The 21,766-nt window shown below is 42.7% G+C and carries 19 protein-coding genes; 16 read left to right on the top strand and 3 right to left on the bottom strand.

The features are described from left to right. Positions 1-2: 2 nt before the first annotated feature. The 15 genes from HPK16_RS03530 (at position 3) to pnp (ending at position 19,162) form a co-directional block, all read left to right on the top strand. A complete protein-coding gene (locus HPK16_RS03530; RefSeq protein WP_181675627.1) occupies positions 3-1,145 on the top strand; it encodes a 1-deoxy-D-xylulose-5-phosphate reductoisomerase in 1,143 nt (380 codons plus the stop codon). 10 nt (positions 1,146-1,155) lie between these two features. Continuing rightward, positions 1,156-2,421 (top strand): RIP metalloprotease RseP, encoded by a 1,266-nt coding sequence (gene rseP, locus HPK16_RS03525; protein ID WP_181675626.1) that lies wholly within the window; start codon positions 1,156-1,158, stop codon positions 2,419-2,421. A gap of 74 nt (positions 2,422-2,495) precedes the next feature. Further along, a complete protein-coding gene (locus HPK16_RS03520; RefSeq protein WP_181675625.1) occupies positions 2,496-4,208 on the top strand; it encodes a proline--tRNA ligase in 1,713 nt (570 codons plus the stop codon). Between the two features lie 130 nt (positions 4,209-4,338). Further along, complete coding sequence (locus HPK16_RS03515; RefSeq protein ID WP_181675624.1) at positions 4,339-8,676, top strand: PolC-type DNA polymerase III; 4,338 nt, start codon at positions 4,339-4,341, stop codon at positions 8,674-8,676. 200 nt (positions 8,677-8,876) lie between these two features. Beyond that, positions 8,877-9,344 carry a ribosome maturation factor RimP gene (gene rimP / locus HPK16_RS03510; protein ID WP_181675623.1) on the top strand — a complete coding sequence of 156 codons (468 nt, stop codon included), beginning with the start codon at positions 8,877-8,879 and terminating at the stop codon, positions 9,342-9,344. A 30-nt stretch (positions 9,345-9,374) separates the two neighbouring features. Continuing rightward, positions 9,375-10,496, top strand: coding sequence for a transcription termination factor NusA (gene nusA, locus HPK16_RS03505; protein ID WP_181675622.1), 1,122 nt, complete (start codon positions 9,375-9,377; stop codon positions 10,494-10,496). 17 nt (positions 10,497-10,513) lie between these two features. Further along, positions 10,514-10,801: an RNase P modulator RnpM gene (gene rnpM / locus HPK16_RS03500; protein WP_181675621.1), complete on the top strand. Its 288-nt coding sequence runs from the start codon at positions 10,514-10,516 to the stop codon at positions 10,799-10,801. Next, positions 10,791-11,093 (top strand): YlxQ family RNA-binding protein, encoded by a 303-nt coding sequence (locus HPK16_RS03495; RefSeq protein ID WP_036078666.1) that lies wholly within the window; start codon positions 10,791-10,793, stop codon positions 11,091-11,093. Before rnpM ends, HPK16_RS03495 begins: the two co-directional genes overlap by 11 nt. A 22-nt stretch (positions 11,094-11,115) precedes the next feature. Next, positions 11,116-13,419 (top strand): translation initiation factor IF-2, encoded by a 2,304-nt coding sequence (infB, locus tag HPK16_RS03490; protein ID WP_181675620.1) that lies wholly within the window; start codon positions 11,116-11,118, stop codon positions 13,417-13,419. After that, positions 13,416-13,694: a DUF503 domain-containing protein gene (locus HPK16_RS03485; protein ID WP_181675619.1), complete on the top strand. Its 279-nt coding sequence runs from the start codon at positions 13,416-13,418 to the stop codon at positions 13,692-13,694. The genes infB and HPK16_RS03485 overlap by 4 nt, the downstream gene beginning before the upstream one ends. Positions 13,695-13,708: 14 nt before the next feature. Beyond that, complete coding sequence (rbfA, locus tag HPK16_RS03480) at positions 13,709-14,053, top strand: 30S ribosome-binding factor RbfA (RefSeq protein ID WP_181675618.1); 345 nt, start codon at positions 13,709-13,711, stop codon at positions 14,051-14,053. Between the two features lie 78 nt (positions 14,054-14,131). Then, complete coding sequence (gene truB / locus HPK16_RS03475) at positions 14,132-15,058, top strand: tRNA pseudouridine(55) synthase TruB (protein ID WP_181675617.1); 927 nt, start codon at positions 14,132-14,134, stop codon at positions 15,056-15,058. Positions 15,059-15,238: 180 nt separating this feature from the next. Further along, complete coding sequence (locus tag HPK16_RS03470) at positions 15,239-16,165, top strand: bifunctional riboflavin kinase/FAD synthetase (protein ID WP_181675616.1); 927 nt, start codon at positions 15,239-15,241, stop codon at positions 16,163-16,165. 142 nt (positions 16,166-16,307) lie between these two features. Continuing rightward, on the top strand, positions 16,308-16,577 hold the full coding sequence (gene rpsO / locus HPK16_RS03465; RefSeq protein ID WP_036062005.1) for a 30S ribosomal protein S15: 270 nt from the start codon (positions 16,308-16,310) through the stop codon (positions 16,575-16,577). Between the two features lie 413 nt (positions 16,578-16,990). Then, complete coding sequence (pnp, locus tag HPK16_RS03460; protein ID WP_181675615.1) at positions 16,991-19,162, top strand: polyribonucleotide nucleotidyltransferase; 2,172 nt, start codon at positions 16,991-16,993, stop codon at positions 19,160-19,162. 88 nt (positions 19,163-19,250) lie between these two features. On the opposite strand, the gene rsgA is transcribed toward pnp, so the two are convergent. From rsgA to HPK16_RS03445, 3 genes are all read right to left on the bottom strand, one after another. Then, the gene (gene rsgA, locus HPK16_RS03455) at positions 19,251-20,312 is read right to left on the bottom strand and encodes a ribosome small subunit-dependent GTPase A (RefSeq protein ID WP_181675614.1); all 1,062 of its coding nucleotides are present in this window, start codon (positions 20,310-20,312) and stop codon (positions 19,251-19,253) included. 201 nt (positions 20,313-20,513) lie between these two features. Continuing rightward, positions 20,514-21,002 (bottom strand): MltG/YceG/YrrL family protein, encoded by a 489-nt coding sequence (locus tag HPK16_RS03450; RefSeq protein ID WP_181675613.1) that lies wholly within the window; start codon positions 21,000-21,002, stop codon positions 20,514-20,516. A gap of 32 nt (positions 21,003-21,034) precedes the next feature. After that, positions 21,035-21,388, bottom strand: coding sequence for a hypothetical protein (locus HPK16_RS03445; RefSeq protein ID WP_181675612.1), 354 nt, complete (start codon positions 21,386-21,388; stop codon positions 21,035-21,037). A 198-nt stretch (positions 21,389-21,586) separates the two neighbouring features. Between HPK16_RS03445 and rpmG the strand changes: the two genes are divergently transcribed. After that, positions 21,587-21,736, top strand: coding sequence for a 50S ribosomal protein L33 (gene rpmG / locus HPK16_RS03440; protein WP_003719608.1), 150 nt, complete (start codon positions 21,587-21,589; stop codon positions 21,734-21,736). Positions 21,737-21,766: the final 30 nt, after the last annotated feature.

Here is a 21,766-nt window from a genome sequence, read left to right as displayed (position 1 = left end):
TGATGAGAAAAATTAATTTGCTAGGCGCAACGGGTTCGGTTGGAAGCCAGACACTTGCGATTGTAAGGGAACATCCGGAGTTATTTCAAGTTGTAGCGCTTTCGTTTGGACGCAATATGAAACTTGGAATGGCGATTATTCATGAGTTTCAACCGGAAATTGTATCGGTGGAACATCGCCGGGATTATGAGAAATTAAAACTTGAGTTCCCAGGAATCAAGGCTTACTATGGCGCGATGGGCTTGCAAGAAGTTGCGACATATAGTCATGGCGACATTTTGATCAATGCGGTGATGGGAAGTGTTGGTTTGCAGCCGACATTAGATGCGATTGCTGCTGGGAAAGAGATTGCGATTGCGAATAAAGAGACATTAGTAACGGCGGGGCATTTAGTGATGCGCGCTGCAAAGGAAAAAGGCGTGAGCTTAGTGCCGGTCGACAGTGAACATTCGGCGATTTTCCAATGTTTACAAGGTGAGAATCCCGCAAATATTGATAAATTGATTGTGACAGCATCCGGTGGTAGTTTCCGTGATAAGACGCGGGATCAGCTGAAAGATGTCACGGTTGCGCAAGCTCTAGCACATCCAAACTGGTCGATGGGTAACAAGATTACAATCGATTCGGCGACGATGTTCAATAAAGGATTGGAAGTCATTGAGGCGCATTGGTTATTCGACTTAGATTATGACAAAATTGATGTTGTAATTCATCGGGAAAGCATCATCCACTCGATGGTCGCTTTTAAAGATGGTAGCCACATCGCGCAACTTGGTTTGCCAGATATGCGTGTACCGATTCAATACGCGCTTACACATCCGGAGCGCTCCAGTATTTCTTTCCAAAAACCATTTGATATTACGGACTTTGGCGCGCTTCATTTCGATAAAATGGACTTCCATCGTTTCCCAGCATTGAAATTAGCGTATACTGCTGGTAAAATAGGTGGAACGATGCCTTCTGTTTTGAATGCGGCCAATGAAATTGCAGTCGCTGGCTTTTTAAATGGTCAGGTTGCTTTCCAAGACATCGAGGCGCTCGTTGAAAATGCAATGAATCGCCATGAGGCAATATCAAACCCTGATTTGGAAGCTATTTTTCAAGTAGATCAGGAAACACGTGCATACGTGAAGACACTTTTATAGAGGTGAAACAATGACAACCATTATTGCGTTTATATTTGTTTTCGGTCTAATCGTCTTCTTTCATGAACTCGGACATTTCTTGTTTGCAAAAAGATCTGGTATTCTAGTTCGCGATTTTTCGATTGGTTTTGGACCAAAAATATTTGCTTACCGCAAGAAAGAAACACAGTACACATTAAGGCTTCTTCCCATCGGTGGTTATGTTCGTATGGCAGGTGAGGACGGAGAAGTAGTTGAGTTGAAACCGGGATACCGTGTTGGCTTAATTTTAAATGATGATGAAATCGTTACGAAGATTATTATTAATGGAAAAGATCAATATCAAGATGTGCAGCCGCTTGAGGTTTCTGGAAGCGATCTTGAAAAAGAGCTTTTCATCGAAGGTTATGAAGAATACGACGAGGACAAAGTTGTTCGCTATCAAGTAGCGAGTGATGCTGTTGTCGTGGATGGCAAAATAGAAACGATTATTGCGCCGTATGACCGTGTTTTCCAATCGAAATCACTAGGTAAACGAGCGATGACCATTTTTGCAGGGCCATTATTCAACTTTATCTTAGCAATTATAATCTTTACAATTCTTGCTTTTGTGTCAGGAAGTGTTCCTTCGAATGACCCTGAAATTGGGCAAGTGATGGATAATGGTGCAGCGCAGGAAGCTGGTTTGAAACAAGGCGATGAAGTTATTTCCATTAATGGCAAGGCGATGGATTCATGGCAAGATATTTTTTCTACAGTAGAGAAAAGCCCAAACAAAGAGCTTGATTTCAAAGTCGAGCGCGATGGAAAAACACAAGATATCGATGTAACGCCGAAAGCGGAAAAAGCGCAAGATGGCACAAGCGTTGGTAAAATTGGCGTCGCACAACCTGGATCCGATTCGTTCTGGACGAAGATAACGTATGGCTTTACGCAGACGTGGTTCTGGATAACGCAAATTGGTCATGTACTTGGTCAAATGGTGACCGGTGACTTCTCATTAAATATGTTGAATGGTCCAGTTGGTATTTATACGTCAACGCAAGAAGTTGTTAGTTATGGTTTCTTGACGTTGCTTAATTGGACGGCTGTTCTAAGCATTAACTTAGGTATCGTGAATTTACTGCCACTACCAGCACTGGATGGTGGACGTTTATTGTTCTTCTTATACGAATTAGTCCGCGGGAAACCACTGGATCCGAAAAAAGAAGGCATGGTACATTTCATCGGCTTTGCATTGCTGATGGTGTTAATGTTGCTCGTAACATGGAACGATATTCAGCGAGCGTTTTTCTGATATAGATAAGGGGAAACCTGAGAGCAGAATCGCTCTCAGGTTTAAAGATAAAAAAATAGGGGTGTGATTTGAGTATGCGTCAAACATTGAGCTTTATTCCAACATTGAAGGAAGTACCTGCTGATGCAGAGGTGAAAAGTCACCAATTATTATTGCGCGCAGGGTTTATTCGCCAAACAGCAAGTGGGATTTATAGTTATTTACCACTCGCAAAATTAACATTGCAAAAAATCGAGACCATTATTCGTGAAGAGCTGAATCGGATCGACGCGGTCGAATTATTATTACCAGCTTTACAACCTGCAGAACTTTGGCAAGAATCAGGTCGTTGGGAAGATTATGGTTCGGAATTGATGCGTATGAAAGACCGTAATGCGCGCGATTTCGCATTAGGTCCAACGCATGAAGAGGTTATCACATCGCTTTTACGTGATGAGGTTAAATCTTACAAACGTTTACCTTTGACAATGTACCAAATTCAGACGAAGTTCCGTGATGAATTACGTCCGCGGTTTGGTTTATTGCGTGGCCGTGAATTTATTATGAAAGATGCGTATTCTTTCCATGCGACAGAAGCAAGCTTGGATGCGACATATGATAAAATGTATCAAGCGTATTCAAATATTTTCACGCGTTGTGGCTTAGATTTCCGTGCTGTTATTGCGGATTCTGGTTCCATCGGTGGAAGCGAGACGAAGGAATTCATGGTATTATCGGATATCGGTGAAGATACGATTGCTTACAGTGACGCTTCTGACTATGCGGCAAACGTGGAAATGGCGCCAGTTATGCATATGGAGAAGAAATCACATGAAGAAGCGGGCGAACTTGAAAAAGTAGAGACACCTGATCAGAAATCGATTGCAGATGTTGTATCATTTTTAGACGTGCCGGTTGAAAAGACAGTGAAGTCAATGCTTTACGTGCTCGATGACGAAGAAATTATTATGGTACTTGTTCGCGGGGATCATGAAGTGAATGATATCAAAATCAAAAATGCGTTATCAGCAACGACAGTGGAACTGGCAACGAATGAGCAAGCCGTTGCGTTACTTGGTTCTGGATTTGGTTCGCTTGGTCCAATTGGCGTACCAGAACATGTTCGTATTTTTGCGGATAATGATGTACAAGATGTTGTGAACGCAGTGATTGGCGCGAATAACGAAGGCTATCACATGATTAATGCGCAACCAAAACGTGATTTCAATGTGCATACGTACTTTGATTTGCGTTTGATTCAAGAAGGTGACTTATCTCCGGATGGGCATGGCGTCATTAAGTTTGCAGAAGGTATTGAAGTTGGGCATATCTTTAAACTAGGAACGAAATATAGTGAAGCGATGGATGCTACTTTCTTAGATGAAAACGGCCGCAGTAATCCGTTTATCATGGGTTGCTATGGTATCGGCGTTTCCAGATTGCTTTCAGCGATTGCGGAACAACAAGCCGATGAGACAGGTCTCGTTTGGGATCGCAGCATTAGCCCACTTGATTTGCATTTAATTCCTGTTAACATGAAGAGTGAAGAGCAAGTCACGTTCGCGGAGGAACTATACGCTTCCTTACAAGAAATGGGATTCTCTGTTTTGCTAGATGACCGTTCTGAGCGCGCAGGAGTGAAGTTTGCCGATGCCGATTTGATTGGATTGCCAATGCGTGTTACTGTTGGTAAGAAGGCGGCAGAAGGTATTGTTGAAGTGAAGATTCGCAAAACTGGTGAAATGATTGAAGTTCGTAAAGATGAACTTATGAATACATTGCCGATTTTGTTAGGTGAAAACGCGTAAATATAGATGGAAATGTCCAGCTTTGAAGAATATCTCATGGCTGGACTCTCCCGTTTTAGAAGGAAAACAAAAAACGTCTTACGGTTCAACTGGGAAGACGTTTTTTTGTTAAGTGAAGGAGTTGTCGAGATTGTCTATTACAGATGTAGAAAAACAAGAACGATTCCAAATTTTGTTGCAGCAAATTGGATTAGGAAATGATGCCGTATTTCAAGATTTTACAAAGGACGGGAAAATCGAGAAATTGGTTGTAGATAAAGCGAATAAGATATGGGAATTCCATTTGGATGTCGCGCAAATTTTGCCGTTTGAATTGTTTCAGATGATGCGTGTGGGGATGAATCAGGCGTTTCAACAGATTGCACAGACGACAATGCGGATTCATGTGCGGGACGAGACAGTGACGGAACGCTTGGTGGAGGATTATTGGAACGATACGATTGCGCCGTTTGCAAAGCAGTCCCCGATGATTGGGCAGTTGTTGATTGAGCAGAAACCGACGTTTATTGCGCCAAATTTTATGGAGATTCGTGTACATAATGAGATGGAGCAGACGACGATTGCCCAGCGTTTTCAACCAGCGATTGCTGAGAGTTTGCGTGAAAAAGGATTTCCAACGATGGTTTTGCGTACGAATTTGTTGGATCAGTCAGAAACGGAGCATTATAAGGCTTTTGTAGAGGCGAAAGAAAAAGAGGATCAGGCGAAGGCGCTGGAAGCTGTGCAAGTGATGCAAAAACGCGCGGAGCAGCAGGCGAATGGCGAAGGTGGCGGGGGAGCTGCGCCATCTGGACCGTTCCAAATTGGCTATAAAATTAAGGATGATGAGGAACGCAAGCCGCTTGGTGATATTTATGACGAGGAACGCCGTATTACAGTGGAAGGTTATGTATTTGCGTCCGAAATTCGGGAGTTACGTAGTGGCCGTAGTTTATTGCAATTCAAGATTACGGATTATACGAGCTCGATTATTATCAAGATGTTTTCGCGCGATAACGACGATGCTGCCATGTTCCAGAATATGAAAAAAGGCATGTGGGTCCGCGTTCGTGGTAGTGTTCAGATGGATACTTTTGTTCGCGATTTGATTATGATGGCGCAAGATGTGAATGAGATTGCGGGCGTGAAGCGTTTGGATACGGCCGAAGAAAAGCGTGTGGAACTTCATGTGCATACACCGATGAGCCAAATGGATGCGACGTCGTCTGTAGCAGATCTTGTGAAGCAGGCGGCTGATTGGGGTCACCCGGCCATTGCGATTACAGATCATGCGGTGGCGCAATCTTTCCCTGAAGCCTACGGTGCCGGCAAGAAAAATGGTGTCAAAATTCTATACGGGATTGAAGCGAATTTGATTGATGATGGCGTGCCAATCGCTTACAATGAGCGTCATACTGGGCTAAAAGATGCGACTTATGTTGTGTTTGACGTGGAGACTACGGGATTATCCGCCGTATATGACACGATTATTGAGCTTGCTGGTGTCATGATGAAAGACGGCGAAATCATCGATAAATTTGAAGCTTTCATTGACCCAGGGCATCCGTTATCCGCGACGACGATCAACTTGACGGGCATCACGGATGATATGGTGAAAGGTTCGGATCCGATGGAAGTCGTGTTGCAGAATTTCAAGGATTGGTCGGGCGATGCGATTCTGATTGCGCACAATGCCTCCTTTGATATGGGCTTTATCAATACGGCTTACGGTAAAGTAGGCATTGAAAAAGCGGAGAACTCGGTCATCGATACGCTAGAACTGGCCCGTTTTCTCTATCCCCATTTTAAAAATCACCGTTTAAATACGTTAACGAAGAAATTCAATATTATCCTAGAACAGCATCACAGAGCTATTTTCGATGCGGAGGCTACGGCATATCTTGGCTGGAAGTTAATTAAAGATGCGAAGGAAATGCGCGATATCGATTTTCATGACCAATTCAATAATTACATGGGGGAAGGCGATGCCTACAAGCGCGCGCGTCCATTCCATGCGACTATTTACGCAAAAACCGATGTTGGACTGAAAAATTTATTCAAACTCGTGTCGATGTCGCAAATCAATTACTTTTTCCGTGTTCCTAGAATTCCGAGATCCGAGCTTAATAAACTTCGTGAAGGGCTCATCGTTGGCTCGGCCTGCAATCAAGGCGAGATTTTTGAAGCGATGATGCAAAAGGGAATGGAAGATGCGGAACGGGTGGCTGCATTTTATGATTTCATCGAAGTACAGCCAAAACCGGTCTACGCGCCGCTTATCGAACGGGAACTGGTTCGCGATGAAAAAGCACTCGAAGAAATTATCGGCAACTTGGTGAAGGTCGGTGAAAAAATAGGCAAACCTGTTGTGGCGACTGGAAATGTCCATTATTTAAATCCAAACGATAAAATCTACCGCAAAATCTTGATTCATTCGCAAGGTGGGGCAAATCCGCTGAACCGTGCGTCACTTCCAGATGTTCACTTCCGTTCAACAGATGAAATGCTTGCCGAATTTGCTTTTTTAGGCGCTGAAAAAGCGAAAGAGATCGTTATCACAAACTCAAATCTCGTGGCCGATTGGATGGAAAACCTAAAACCAATTAAAGACGATTTATATACGCCGAAAATCGAAGGTGCAGAAGATGAAGTCCGCAATATGAGCTACACGATGGCACGAAGCATTTACGGAGATGAGTTGCCTGAAATCGTCGAAGCACGCCTTGAAAAAGAGCTGAAAAGCATCATCGGTCACGGTTTTGCGGTTATTTACTTAATCTCGCATAAACTCGTGAAGAAATCGCTCAACGAAGGCTATCTCGTAGGTTCGCGTGGTTCCGTCGGTTCTTCTTTGGTCGCGACAATGACTGAAATTACCGAAGTAAATCCTCTGCCACCGCATTATATTTGTTCCAACTGTAAGCATTCCGAGTTTTTCGATGACGGTTCGGTTGGGTCCGGATTTGATTTGCCAGATAAAGAATGTCCAGAGTGTGGTACGGCATTTACAAAAGAAGGACAAGATATTCCTTTTGAAACGTTCCTTGGCTTTAAAGGAGATAAAGTTCCCGATATCGATTTGAACTTTTCCGGGGAATACCAGCCGATTGCCCATGCCTATACGAAGGAACTTTTCGGTGAGGATTATGTTTATCGTGCTGGGACGATCGGTACGGTCGCTGAGAAGACGGCGTTTGGTTACGTGCGGAATTATGAGCGTGATATGAATATGACGATTCGCGGGGCGGAGATTGATCGTCTGGTGCAGGGCTGTACTGGCGTAAAAAGAACGACCGGTCAGCATCCAGGGGGGATTATTGTTATCCCTGATTATATGGATGTCTATGATTTCTCGCCAATCCAATTCCCAGCCGATGCGACGGATTCAGAGTGGAAAACAACCCATTTTGATTTCCACTCGATTCACGATAATGTATTAAAACTTGATATACTTGGACACGATGATCCGACCGCGATTCGGATGCTTCAAGACCTGAGCGGTATCGATCCTAAAACCATTCCGACTGACGACAAAGAAGTGATGAAGCTGTTCGGCTCAACGGAATCGCTTGGTGTCAAACCAGCAGATATTGATTCCAAAACTGGAACACTCGGCATCCCAGAGTTCGGAACGCGTTTTGTTCGTCAAATGTTGGAACAAACCAAACCAACGACATTCTCCGAGCTTGTTCAAATCTCCGGTTTATCCCATGGAACCGACGTATGGCTTGGAAATGCCGAAGAACTCATCAAAAATGACATCTGTTCACTCGCCGAAGTTATCGGGTGTCGTGATGATATCATGGTTTTCCTTATCTACCAGGGCCTCGATAGCTCGCTCGCCTTCCAAATCATGGAGTCGGTGCGTAAAGGGAAAGGTCTTACGGAAGAAATGGAAGCCGCGATGATTGAAAATAAAGTGCCAAATTGGTATATCGATTCCTGTAAAAAAATCAAGTACATGTTCCCGAAAGCCCATGCTGCGGCGTACGTACTCATGGCTGTTCGGATTGCCTATTTCAAAGTACACCATCCGCTGTTCTTCTACGCGACCTATTTCACGGTTCGTGCCGATGATTTCGATTTGACAGCAATGGTAAATGGGAAAGAAGCGACAAAAGCGAAGATGCAAGAAATCAACGCCAAAGGACTAGAAGCATCGATGAAAGAAAAAAGTTTACTGACGGTTCTCGAGATTTCCAATGAGATGCTCGCTCGCGGATTTTCTTTCCAAAAAGTCGACTTGTACAAATCAAGCGCGGATGAATTTATCATTGAAGGTGATCAGTTAATTCCACCGTTTAATGCGATTCCGAGTCTTGGAACCAACGTTGCAAAAGCGATTGTAGCAGCACGTGAGGACGGCGAATTTCTATCAAAAGAAGACTTGCAACAACGTGGAAAAGTCTCGAAAACAATCATTCAATATATGGATGATCAAGGCTGCTTAGAAGGCTTGCCAGATCAAAATCAGCTCTCGTTATTCTGATGATAATGGCTCTATATAAGGCGACACAGGGCCTAATGTTTGCGAAGGAAGAATGTTTGTGTTATAGTTAATAATGAAATTACGATAACTCAACCAAGAGTGGGCCGACGCCCACTCTTTCCTTTTGCAACTTTGCAGGGTTAGATTGTCGTAAACCACTGGCAATACTAGCTTTGTCAGATATATTAAAGGAGGCTAAAATGAGTAAAGTTCTTGAACAAGTCGAAGAAATCGTGTTGCCAATTACAACCGAACTTCAACTGGAACTGGTCGATTTAGCGTTTGAAAAAGAAGGAAAGCACTGGTATTTGAGGGTATTTTTAGATAAAGAAGGCGGCATTGATATTGATGAATGTGCCTTGGTTAGCGAGAAACTAAGTGAAATCTTGGACAAAAATGACCCGATTACACAAAACTACTTTCTGGAAGTATCATCACCAGGCGCAGAACGACCATTAAAAAAGGAAAAAGATTTTGAAGCAGCCGTTGACAAATGGGTCCACATCACAAGTTACGAGCCAATCGCGGACCGTAAAATGTGGGAAGGAACACTCACGAAGTATGATGGCGAGACGCTAACTGTTGAAATTTTGGATAAGACACGTAAAATTGTCTGTGAAATTCCGAAAGACAAAGTGGCCAAAGCAAGACTAGCGATTAAATTTTAAAAGCGGTAAATTAAAGGAGCTGAAAAAAGAATGAGCTCAGAACTATTAGATGCTCTTCATGTGTTAGAACATGATAAAGGAATTTCACGTGATGTGATTATTGAAGCGATTGAGGCGGCACTTGTGTCTGCATACAAGCGAAATTTCAACCAAGCACAAAATGTACGAGTAGATTTAAACTTAGATAAGGGCACCATGCATGTTTTAGCGCGCAAAGATGTGGTAGATCAAGTATTTGACTCCCGTTTAGAAATCTCCGTGGAAGAAGCCCACAAAATCAATCCAGCTTTCAAAGTTGGCGACGTTGTGGAACTAGAAGTAACGCCAAAAGATTTCGGCCGAATTGCAGCACAAACAGCAAAACAAGTCGTGACGCAACGTGTTCGTGAAGCAGAACGAGGCATCATTTACGATGAATTTATCGATCGCGAAGATGATATTATGACAGGTATCGTAGAACGCCAAGATTCTCGTTTTATCTACGTAAATCTAGGTAAAATCGAAGCGATTCTATCTCAAAATGAGCAAATGCCAAATGAGACATACCGCGCCCATGATCGTATCAAAGTATACTTGACGAAAGTCGAAAAAACGACCAAAGGACCGCAAATCTATGTTTCTCGTACGCATCCAGGTCTTTTAAAACGACTTTTTGAAATGGAAGTTCCAGAAATCTATGAAGGCATTGTAGAAATTAAATCTGTTGCTCGTGAAGCCGGAGATCGTTCTAAAATCTCTGTATACACAGAAAACCCAGAAGTCGATCCAGTTGGTTCTTGCGTTGGTCCAAAAGGTGCCCGTGTACAAGCCATCGTGAACGAACTAAAAGGCGAAAAAATCGATATCGTGGAGTGGTCAGCTGATCCATTTACATTCGTTGCAAACGCGTTAAGCCCGTCCAAAGTACTAGACGTTATCGTTAATGAAGCGGAACAAGCAACTACGGTCATCGTACCAGATTACCAACTTTCTCTAGCTATCGGTAAACGTGGACAAAATGCACGTCTTGCTGCAAAATTAACAGGCTGGAAAATTGATATCAAGAGCGAAACCGTGGCTACAGAGGCAGGTATTTTTCCACGCCCTGATGGTCCAATCATCGAACGCGTTGATATCGACATGGCAGATGAAATCGCCGAAGACGAAGAATAAAGGAGTGACCAATGCAGATGCGTAACAAGAAGATTCCCTTAAGAAAATGTATTGTAACCGGCGAGCGCAAACCAAAAGGCGAACTTTTACGTATTGCCTATTCTAAAGATGGTGTACTGACGATAGATCCTAGCGGAAAAGCGCCAGGTCGCGGTTTTTATATTTTAATAGACAGCAAGGTCGCTGAAAAAGCTAAAAAGAAAAACAGTATTTTTCATCAGATGAAGATGCCAGAACAAGACGGTTTTTACGATCAATTGATTGATTACGTAAAGACAATCGAAGGAGCAAACCATGGATCATAACAAAGCCTATTCCTTACTCGGAATCGCTTATAGCGCTCGCAAACTCGTGACTGGCGAAGAACTAGTTTTAAAAGAAGTGAGACGTCAAAAAGCTCGTTTAGTCATCATTTCAGAAGATATATCAGAAAAAACCGAGAAAACAATCCGTAACAAATGCCAGTATTACGATGTCCCGCTTGTGAAAGCCGGCACCCGTGAACAGCTAGGCGGTGCGATCGGCAAAGATGCAAGAGCCATTATCGCAGTAATGGATAAAGGATTTGCGGCAAAACTAACGGAATTACTCGGGTGAAATCTTAACGGAGGTGTGTCACATGAGTAAAGTTCGTGTATATGAATACGCAAAAGAACACCAATTACCTAGTAAAAAAGTCATCGAGACATTACAAGAGTTAGGCGTTGAAGTCGCCAACCACATGTCTACTATTAACGACAATGCATTACGACAACTCGACAAAACATTGCTTGGACCGAAAAAAGAATCTGCCGCGCCAAGCAGCCAACCTAAAGCACCAAACGAAGCAGGTCAAAGTAAGGGGTCTAATAAGCCAAATATGAATGATAAATCGAATCAATCCAAACCAACTAATAATACAAATAAGCCAGCCTCACAAGGCACAGCGAAACCAGCAGCAAGTGGAAATAAACCAGCTGGTGGAACAACACAAGGCGGACAAAATCGTCCAAACAATAGCGGTGGACAAAACCGACCTGGCGGCAACGCACAAGGCGGAGGGAACCGTAACCAAGGTGGCAATCGCAACAATCAAAATCGCGGTCGCAAAAACAACACCAAATACAAAGGAAAACGTAATCACAGTACGGTACCACCAACACCACCGAAGCCAAAAGAGCTTCCAGAAAAAATCGTATTCTCAGAATCACTTACAGTTGGCGAATTAGCGCGTAAATTATACCGTGAACCATCTGAAATCATCAAAAAACTATTCCTACTTGGCGTCGTAGCTACGATTAACCAAGGTTTAGACAAAGACGCGATTGAACTCGTTTGCGGTGAGTATGGCGTAGAAGTAGAAGAAGAAATCAAAATCGATATCACAGATTTAGATGTTTATTTTGAAGAAGCAACCGAAGAAGATAAAGGCAAAGAAGTTGAGCGTCCAGCTGTTGTAACAATCATGGGTCACGTCGATCATGGTAAAACAACGCTACTTGATTCGCTGCGTAACACGAAGGTAACGCTTGGTGAAGCAGGCGGAATCACGCAACATATCGGTGCTTACCAACTAGAAGTCCATAACAAAAAAATCACGTTCCTAGATACACCTGGTCACGCAGCCTTTACAACCATGCGTGCGCGTGGTGCCAAAATTACGGATATCACGATTCTTGTTGTAGCAGCAGACGATGGCGTTATGCCACAAACAATTGAAGCGATCAACCATGCGAAAGCAGCGGAAGTTCCAATCATTGTTGCTGTAAACAAAATCGATAAGCCGCAAGCGAATGCCGATCGCGTGATGCAAGAGCTAACCGAGTACGAATTAGTTCCTGAAGCATGGGGCGGCGACACGATTTTCGTGCCAATCTCAGCGAAATTTGGCGAAGGGTTAGATACATTACTTGAAATGATTCTGCTTGTTTCCGAAGTAGAAGAATTAAAAGCGAATCCAGACCGTCTTGCTATCGGTAGCGTTATCGAGGCTGAGCTAGACAAAGGTCGTGGTTCCGTTGCGACACTTCTAGTACAAGATGGTACTTTGAAAGTCGGCGATCCAATCGTTGTCGGCCATACATTCGGACGTGTTCGTGCGATGGTCAATGATATCGGACGCCGCGTGAAAAAAGTCGGACCAAGTACCCCAGTTGAAATCACTGGACTTAGCGATGTTCCACAAGCTGGCGACCGTTTTGTAGTCTTTGAAGATGAAAAAACCGCTCGTGCAGTCGGTGAAGCTCGTTCAAGCCGTGCTGTTGTCGCGCAACGTTCTGCGACAAACCGTGTGAGTCTAGAAAACCTATTCGAACACATGAAAGCCGGCGAAATGAAAGAAGTTAACGTCATCATCAAAGCCGACGTACAAGGATCGGTTGAAGCCTTGGCTGCATCTCTACGCAAAATTGAAGTAGAAGGCGTTAACGTCAAAATTATTCACACATCTGTTGGTGCCATCAACGAATCTGATATTACATTGGCTTCTGCATCGAACGCCATCGTCATCGGATTCAACGTTCGCCCGACAACACAAGCACGTGAAGGCGCTGAAAATGAAGGCGTTGATATCCGCTTACATCGCGTTATCTATAAAGCTATCGACGAAATCGAAGCTGCGATGAAAGGGATGCTTGATCCAGAATTCCAAGAAAAAATTATCGGTCAAGCCCAAGTACGTCAAACAATCAGCGTATCCAAAGTTGGAACAATCGCGGGTTGTTACGTTACAGACGGCAAAATCACACGCGACAGTGGCGTTCGTGTTATCCGCGACGGCATCGTTGTTTTCGAAGGCGAAATCGGTACGTTGAAACGCTTTAAAGACGACGCAAAAGAAGTTGCAAAAGGCTTCGAATGTGGTATTACCATCGATAAATTTAACGATATTAAAGAAGATGACGTGATTGAAGCTTACATCATGGAGGAAATCGAACGTAAATGATCCGTTACGTCGAGTCCGAGTGGTTTTTGCAGACCCCACAGACACTCAAAGAAAAACGGGCTATCTTAAAGCGCGTCTTAACACGTGCAGGCCAAAAGTTTAATATCTCCATTGCTGAAATTGGATTCCAAGACAAATGGCAGCGAGCCTTAATCGGATTCGCTGTCGTCTCTGAATTCCATGATCAAGCCGAAAAAGTAGCTGATACCGTGCTCGCATTTCTAGATTCATTTCCAGAATGGGAACGCGGCAAAACAACAATGGAAAGTTTGTAAAATGAGGTGAAAACATGAATGTTCGATCTAATCGTGTATCAGAGCAAATGAAAAAAGAACTTGGCGATATCCTTAACCGCAAGCTAAGAGACCCCCGTATTGGTTTTATAACCGTTACAGGCGTTGATGTGACAGGGGATTTACAACAAGCAACCGTGTTCGTTTCTGTCCTAGGTGAAGAAAAAGAGCAACAAGACGCTCTGGCAGCCCTAGAAAAAGCACATGGTTTTATTCGCTCCGAAATCGGTAGTCGTATCCGGTTACGCAAAGTCCCAGAACTATTTTTTGAAATAGATCATTCTGTAGCTTACGGCAATCATATCGACGACTTATTACGCGGTCTAAATGATAACGAATAAGAACAAAGATAGGGTAGGTGTCGGTTTTTGCGGACGTCTATCCTTCTTTGTGTAGGTAGGAAAAGGAGTGGTTTTACGATGGACGGAATAATACCCCTTTGGAAAGAAAAAGGCATGACTAGTCACGACTGTGTATTCAAACTGCGCAAAATTCTCCAAACAAAAAAAGTCGGGCATACAGGCACGCTTGATCCGGATGTCGAAGGTGTTTTGCCAATCTGTATTGGTCGCGCAACAAAACTTGCGGAATATATCACAGATGAAGGAAAAACTTACGAAGCAACTGTTACTCTTGGCAGTGCAACGACCACCGAAGACGCAAGCGGAGAAGTAGTCGCCGAAAAAGATATCACGGAAACCATTTTGCCAATGGATGTCGAAAAAGCTGCAAAATCTTTTGTCGGTGAAATCGAACAAATACCACCGATGTACTCTGCGGTGAAGGTAAATGGGCGCAAGTTGTATGAATATGCAAGAGAAGGTATAGAGGTCGAGCGCCCGAAACGCATGGTGAATATTTATGCAATTGAACTCTTGAAGCCTTACGTACCAATAAGTCCGGATAACAATACCTTTCGCATACGGATTAAATGTGGCAAAGGAACGTATATCCGCACATTGGCTGTTATGATCGGTGAAAAACTTGGCTATCCCGCACATATGTCGGAGTTAAAACGCACCCAAAGCGGTATTTTTACAGAAGAACAATGCTTTACGCTATCCGAAATTGAAGCGTTACGAGCTAAAGAAGAAGAGGCAAGCTTCTTGTATCCGCTAGAAGACGGCTTATCTGACATGGCGCAACAAAATATTTCGGAGTTGATTCATGAGAAGGTACTAAATGGCGTTGTACTACCAGAACAGTTCATCAAGGAACGTAGCCAAGGACGCGTAGCTCTGCTTTATAAAAATAAATTAACGGCTATCTATGTACAGCATCCAGAACGTCGCGATTTTTGGAAACCAGAAAAAGTGATTGAACTCCGCGAAGGAAAATTAAACTAAAAACACGGTATACAAAGGCTTTTGAATTAGTCTCAAAATAAAAAAACGGCTTCTCAGGTTGGATAAGACGTAAATTCCACTATACTCAAACTGACTTTTTGTAACTCCGTATTGATTGCACATTATGTTTGATCTAATAATTAGCAAAATAAAACATAGTGGCGAAGAGAAGGGGATTTCATGGAAACGTATTTTTTGCATCATCCACCAGAAGACATCGATCGCGATCCTAAAGTGATTGCGCTTGGTTTTTTTGATGGCTTGCACCGAGGACATCAAGAAGTTATCAACACAGCTAAAAAAGAAGCTGAAAAACGCGGAATAAAAACAGCAGTCCTAACTTTCGATCCACATCCATCCGTTGTTCTTAGCCAAATGCGAAAACAGGTCAAATACCTGACACCGCTAGAAGAGAAAAAACGTAAGATGGCCGCGCTTGGCGTTGATATTTTATACATCGTTCGTTTTACGACAGCATTTTCGAATTTGAGCCCAGAAGATTTCGTTGCTAATTATCTCATCGGCCTAAACGCGAAGCATGTTGTTGCCGGATTCGATTATTCATACGGCCGTCAAGGCGCCGGGAAAATGATGAATCTCTCAAACTATGCGGATGGACAATTTGACGTAACGATTGTTCAAAAACTAGAAGATTTACATGATAAAGTGAGCTCAACTAATATTCGGAAATATATTTCAGAAGGCCAGCTAGACGAAGCAAATCAGCTTCTTGGCTATCCCTACACACTTACCGGAACCGTTATCCATGGCGATAAACGTGGTCGTACTATCGGTTTTCCAACGGCGAATATTGCAGTTGACGATGGTTTCCTCATTCCGAAATTAGGCGTTTATGCAGTCAAGTTTAAAGTGAATGGCGAAACACATTTAGGCATGGCGAGCATCGGGTATAATATTACCTTCAAAGACGACCAGGCAATGTCAATAGAAGTCTATATTCTAGATTTCCACCAAGAAATATACGGCGAGGAAATTGAAATCGAATGGTTCCATTATTTCCGACCAGAGCTGAAATTTAATGGTGTAGAAGGCTTGATTGAACAATTGAAGCAAGACGAAGCAGATACGAGAGCCTATTTCGCATAAAAAGTTAGGCTATCTCTTGCTTTTTGACCGAAAATAGTGTATCTTTAACTCTGTACGAAATAGAACCCTTACTTGGCTTTTTGCGAGTCACCAACGCTTGGCTCAGTATGCGGGGATTAGAAAAGAAGGAGGTGTGTAAGAAATGGCATTGACACAAGAGCGTAAAAATGAAATTATCGCTGAATATCGTGTACATGATACGGACACTGGTTCACCAGAAGTTCAAATCGCTGTTCTTACTGCAGAAATCAACAGTTTGAATGAACACGTTCGCGAACACAAGAAGGATCACCATTCTTATCGTGGTTTGATGAAAATGGTCGGTCATCGTCGTAACCTTTTAACTTACCTACGTAAGAAAGATGTTGCACGTTACCGCGAACTTATCGGACGTTTAGGTTTACGTCGATAAACACAAGGAAAACGGGATATTTTTGTCCCGTTTTTTTTTGAAAAAAATAAACAAGAAGTGTCCCGCTACCTAAGAAAGTAGAAAGAAGCTTTATCGCATGAATCCAAAAACGTGCCATTTTACATAAGAAATTAAGTTTAACTAAAACCAATGAACTCGCAGACGCGAAACCCAGCAAGTTGAGAAGTGCCCAGATACTAGGCGAAGTTGAGCACAGACGCGGAGCATACTAAGGTATGGGAGCATCGGCGCGCAGGTTTCAACGACGTAGCTGAGTGCTTCTAGGCTCGTTGAGAGATATGGTAGGTTTTTGGATTCATGCGTGTCTGATCAATTCAGGCGTGCGTGAAGAATTATGCATGGTAAAGTTTCTATTTGGTAGTGGACGCTCCTAACTAAAAGGAGATCGAAATATGACTGAAAAACAAGTATTTAAATCCACATGGGCAGGCAAGGAACTAGCAATCGAAGTTGGTCAAATGGCAAAACAAGCAAATGGCGCAGCGCTGATTCGTTATGGCGATACAGTTGTTTTAACAGCAGCTGTTGGATCACGTAAACCAAGACCTGGCGACTTTTTCCCACTGACTGTAAACTATGAAGAAAAAATGTACGCCGTCGGTAAAGTGCCCGGTGGTTTCTTAAAACGTGAAGGCCGTCCAAGTGACCGCGCAACGTTAACAGCGCGTCTTATTGACCGTCCAATCCGTCCGCTTTTTGCAGAAGGCTATCGTAACGATGTTCAAATCACATCAACGGTTCTAAGTGTGGATCAAGATTGCTCACCAGAAATGGCCGCAATGCTCGGTTCATCTATTTCGCTTTCCATCTCAGATATTCCTTTTGAAGGACCGATTGCGGGTGTTGATGTGGGTCGTGTGAAAGGTGAATACATCATCAATCCGACTATTGAGCAACAGGAATTGAGCGATATTAGCTTGACTGTCGCTGGAACAAAAGAAGCAATCAACATGGTAGAAGCAGGGGCAAAAGAAGTACCTGAGGAAGCGATGTTAGAAGCTATCATGTTCGGTCACGAAGAAATCAAACGCTTGATCGCATTCCAAGAAGAAATCGTTGCGGCAGTTGGTAAGGCAAAAATGGAAATCGAATTATTCGTGCCAAACGCAGAGCTTGTTGAAGAAGTAACAGCTCGCGCAGAAGCAGATATGAAAGTAGCTATTAAAACCGAAGAAAAATTAGCACGTGAAGAAAATATTAACGTATTAAAAGAAACAGTTGTTTCGGAATACGAAGCAAAAGAATTAGAAAACGCAGCTGAAGTTTTGCCAGAAGTAAAACATATTTTAGAGTTGCTTGAAAAAAATGAAATGCGTCGCTTGATTTCACAAGATAAAATCCGCCCAGATGGTCGTAAAGTAGACGAAATTCGCCCGCTATCTTCTGAGGTTGGCATTTTACCGCGTGTCCATGGTTCCGGATTATTCACGCGTGGGCAAACGCAAGCACTGAGCGTATGTACATTAGCGCCACTTCGTGAACACCAAATCATCGATGGTCTTGGTCTAGAAGATTCGAAACGCTTCATGCATCATTATAACTTCCCGCAATTTAGCGTTGGGGAAACAGGACCTCGTCGCGCACCAGGCCGTCGTGAAATCGGTCACGGAGCACTCGGAGAACGCGCGTTACAACAAGTTATCCCAAGTGAAGAGGATTTCCCGTACACGATTCGCCTTGTTTCGGAAGTATTAGAGTCTAACGGTTCAAGCTCACAAGCAAGTATTTGTGGTTCGACACTTGCGATGATGGATGCTGGTGTGCCAATTAAAGCACCGGTTGCTGGAATTGCGATGGGTCTAGTCAAACTTGGTGATGACTACACGATTCTTTCCGATATTCAAGGCATGGAAGATCACTTCGGCGACATGGATTTCAAAGTAGCCGGAACACGTGACGGAATTACTGCTTTGCAAATGGATATCAAAATCGATGGCCTTAGCCGTCAAATTTTAGAAGAAGCCCTGACACAAGCGAAAGCGGGCCGTTTACACATTCTAGAGCATCTGGAAGCGACAATCAACACACCTCGCGAAACCTTGTCGGAATATGCGCCTAAAATCGTTACGATCAACATCAAGCCAGACAAAATCAAGGACGTTATCGGACCTGGTGGTAAACAAATCAATCAAATCATCGACGAAACCAACGTTAAAATTGATATCGAACAAGACGGTACAGTTTTCATCGCTTCTCAAGATGACGCCATGATTGAAAAAGCGAAAGCTATGATCGAGGAAATCGTCCGCGAAGTACAAGTTGGCGAAATCTACGATGGTAAAGTTCGTCGTATCGAGAAATTCGGAGCTTTTGTTGAATTGTTTAAAGGCAAAGATGGCTTGATTCACATTTCTGAACTAGCGCATGAACGCGTTGGTAAAGTGGAAGACATCCTGAAAATGGGTGACATCGTGAAAGTTAAAGTAACAGAAATTGACGATCACGGTCGCGTAAATGTATCTCGTAAAGCTTTGATTGAGAAAAAAGAAGGCGATACAGAACAACCAAACCGCGCACCACGTAAAGAAGGCTACAAAAAACCGTACAACAACGATAAAAAATAAGCATCCAAAACCACCTGCCAGCTTAATTGGTAGGTGGTTTTTTGTGCAACAAAAAAATCCCGCCGTTTCCAGCAGGATGATTGTTATACTATTTTTTTCTCGCTTTTAAATTAGACTTATATTGCGTCTCCAGAGCCTTATGAACCGCTTTCCATTTCTGTTTCTCTGCACGCTGTAAAACAGGATCGTTTTTACGCTCGAAATAAGCCAGTTCTCGCTTTAATTTAATCCAATTGGCATAATGAACCTCGGATAGGCTACCATTCGTTAAAGCGGCTTGTACAGCGCAACCTGGCTCAGTACCATGCTGGCAATTTCGGAATTTGCAATCATTAGCTAGCAACTCAATATCTTGGAATGTTTCACCAAGTCCATCACTTGCTTGACCAATTCCCAGTTCGCGCATTCCAGGCGTATCAATTACAAGCAACCCAGTTGGCAACAAATGCAATTCACGATGCGTGGTCGTATGTTTGCCTTTCGAATCATCCTCACGTATACCGCTCGTTTTCATCAACGTTTTTCCAGATAGGGCATTGATAAAAGAAGATTTCCCAACACCCGAGGAACCTAGCAACACAATCGTTTCGCCAGGGTTCAAAAAGCTTTCAATCTCGTCAAAACCACTTTTTGATAAATTATCTACGGCGAAAATTGGAACCCCATAAGCAACAAGTTCAATCTCCGTCACAATTTGCGCTGTATTTTCACTGAGATCCGCCTTCGTTAAAATCACAACCGGCTTCGCACCACTATCCCAAGCAATCGTCAAGTAACGCTCCAACCGATTAATGTTAAAATCATGATTTAATGAACTCACAATAAAAACATAATCAAAATTCGCGGCCACAAGTTGCTCACCACCAGCAGGATCACTACGTTTAAATACCGTCTTCCGGTCCAGCACACCATGAATGAGGGACGTATCGTGCGGATGACTTTCCAGTGCGACAAAATCACCAACCGCAGGCAAATCCGTATTCATAGCCCCCATAAAAGCAACATATTTCAACTTAGCCAAATGCTCGCCATCCTCAGATACAACCTTGAAAAAATCTTTAAAAACAGCCGTCACACGCGCAGGTATAAGTCCATCCTGCAACGTTTGCGCCTCAAAAAAATCTGTAAATCCATACTTATTAATAGTCAATGTTTTCGCTCCTTTAAAATAGGGGAGCTTTAAATCAAATTAAACGCTCCCAAAATGTGATTGTTGTTAGTGTTTGCAAACTTTACAATATCCATAATTCATCATCCTTTCATAATGGGAATTCCGCTCCATTATAACACAACCAGAGCGCTTTAGCTAACAAAAAACAGGAAAGCGATGATAGCAGCTTTCCTGTTTTTATTAATTTTTATGCGTGATAATTTTTGCGATTTGATCGGCAGTCATATTACTATCTACAGCATAGCTACCGTCGCGTACATATTTCTCATAGTTGTTGGAACGTAGGAATTTATCGAATTCAGCACCTGACTTAATGATGCCGGCAAATTGTAATTCGTTACCTGCTTTAGAAGAAGGGTCACCTTTTTTGATAACAAGCGTGAACTTCTTGACTTGATTTGCTGCTTGTTTCGCTTTTTCTTCCTCGGCTTTTTTCTTAGCTGCTACTGCTTTTTGAGCCTCTGCAGCTTGTGATTTCGCTAATTCTTGAGACGCTAGTAAATCCTCGTATTTCTTTTTGTAACCTGAATTGTCCTTTGTTTCTGCTGTTGTTTTTTGGTCCGCCGATTTCTCTGCTTGTGCGCTTGATGAGAAGAACGTATCAAAGACAAGCAAGAGCACTGCTGAAATCAAAAATCCTAACGCCAGCATGCGAAGTGATTGTTTCATTGTATTATTTCCTCCCTTATGATATCTCCAATTTAATGAGCTACGTATTCAGCAATTATTTCATTTACTTGTTCTTCTGAAAGTTCCGATTGCGTAACGATTTCCTCTATAGTGACACCAGAAGTATACAAAGTAATAATTTGTTTTTTTCTTAAGTCACGGAGTTTTTTGCTAGATGTGCGAACTGGAGTGACGGTGTCAGCATCGATGTTCATTGTATTTTCTAGAGTAGACACGCGTTTTTTTAATTCGAAGTTCTCTTGCATTAATTGAGAGGCAATTTCCTCCATCTCATTTTCTATCTGCTTACTATTTCCCTTCTGCATAAATGAAAGCAAGAATAGGACGACAGCACAGGCAAGAAGAATTATGATTAGAACAGTCATTGTGTTAATAACACCTCTTTTCCCTAAACTCTACTTCTATTTATAGCATAAATTACGCCAAAAACATAGTCAAAAATGAATATTGTAAACAAAATAAAAAGAAAAGCTTAGGAATCCTTGCGTAAAGCCCTTAAAAATGATATTATAATACAGGTCTGATAAATAATTCAGTTTGATTAGAGTTTGGAGGGAAATAGAATGCGTGTTAATATCACTTTAGAATGCACTGAGTGCGGCGATCGCAATTATATCACTACTAAAAACAAACGTGAAAACCCGGAACGTATTGAACTAAAAAAATATTGTCCAAGATTGCGCCGTGTCACTTTGCACCGCGAAACTAAGTAAGCAGCAGGATTTTCACCTGTTGCTTTTTTT

Source organism: Paenilisteria rustica (assembly GCF_013820765.1).
Classification (GTDB): domain Bacteria; phylum Bacillota; class Bacilli; order Lactobacillales; family Listeriaceae; genus Listeria_A; species Listeria_A rustica.
This window is presented reverse-complemented; position numbering and strand designations above follow the sequence as displayed.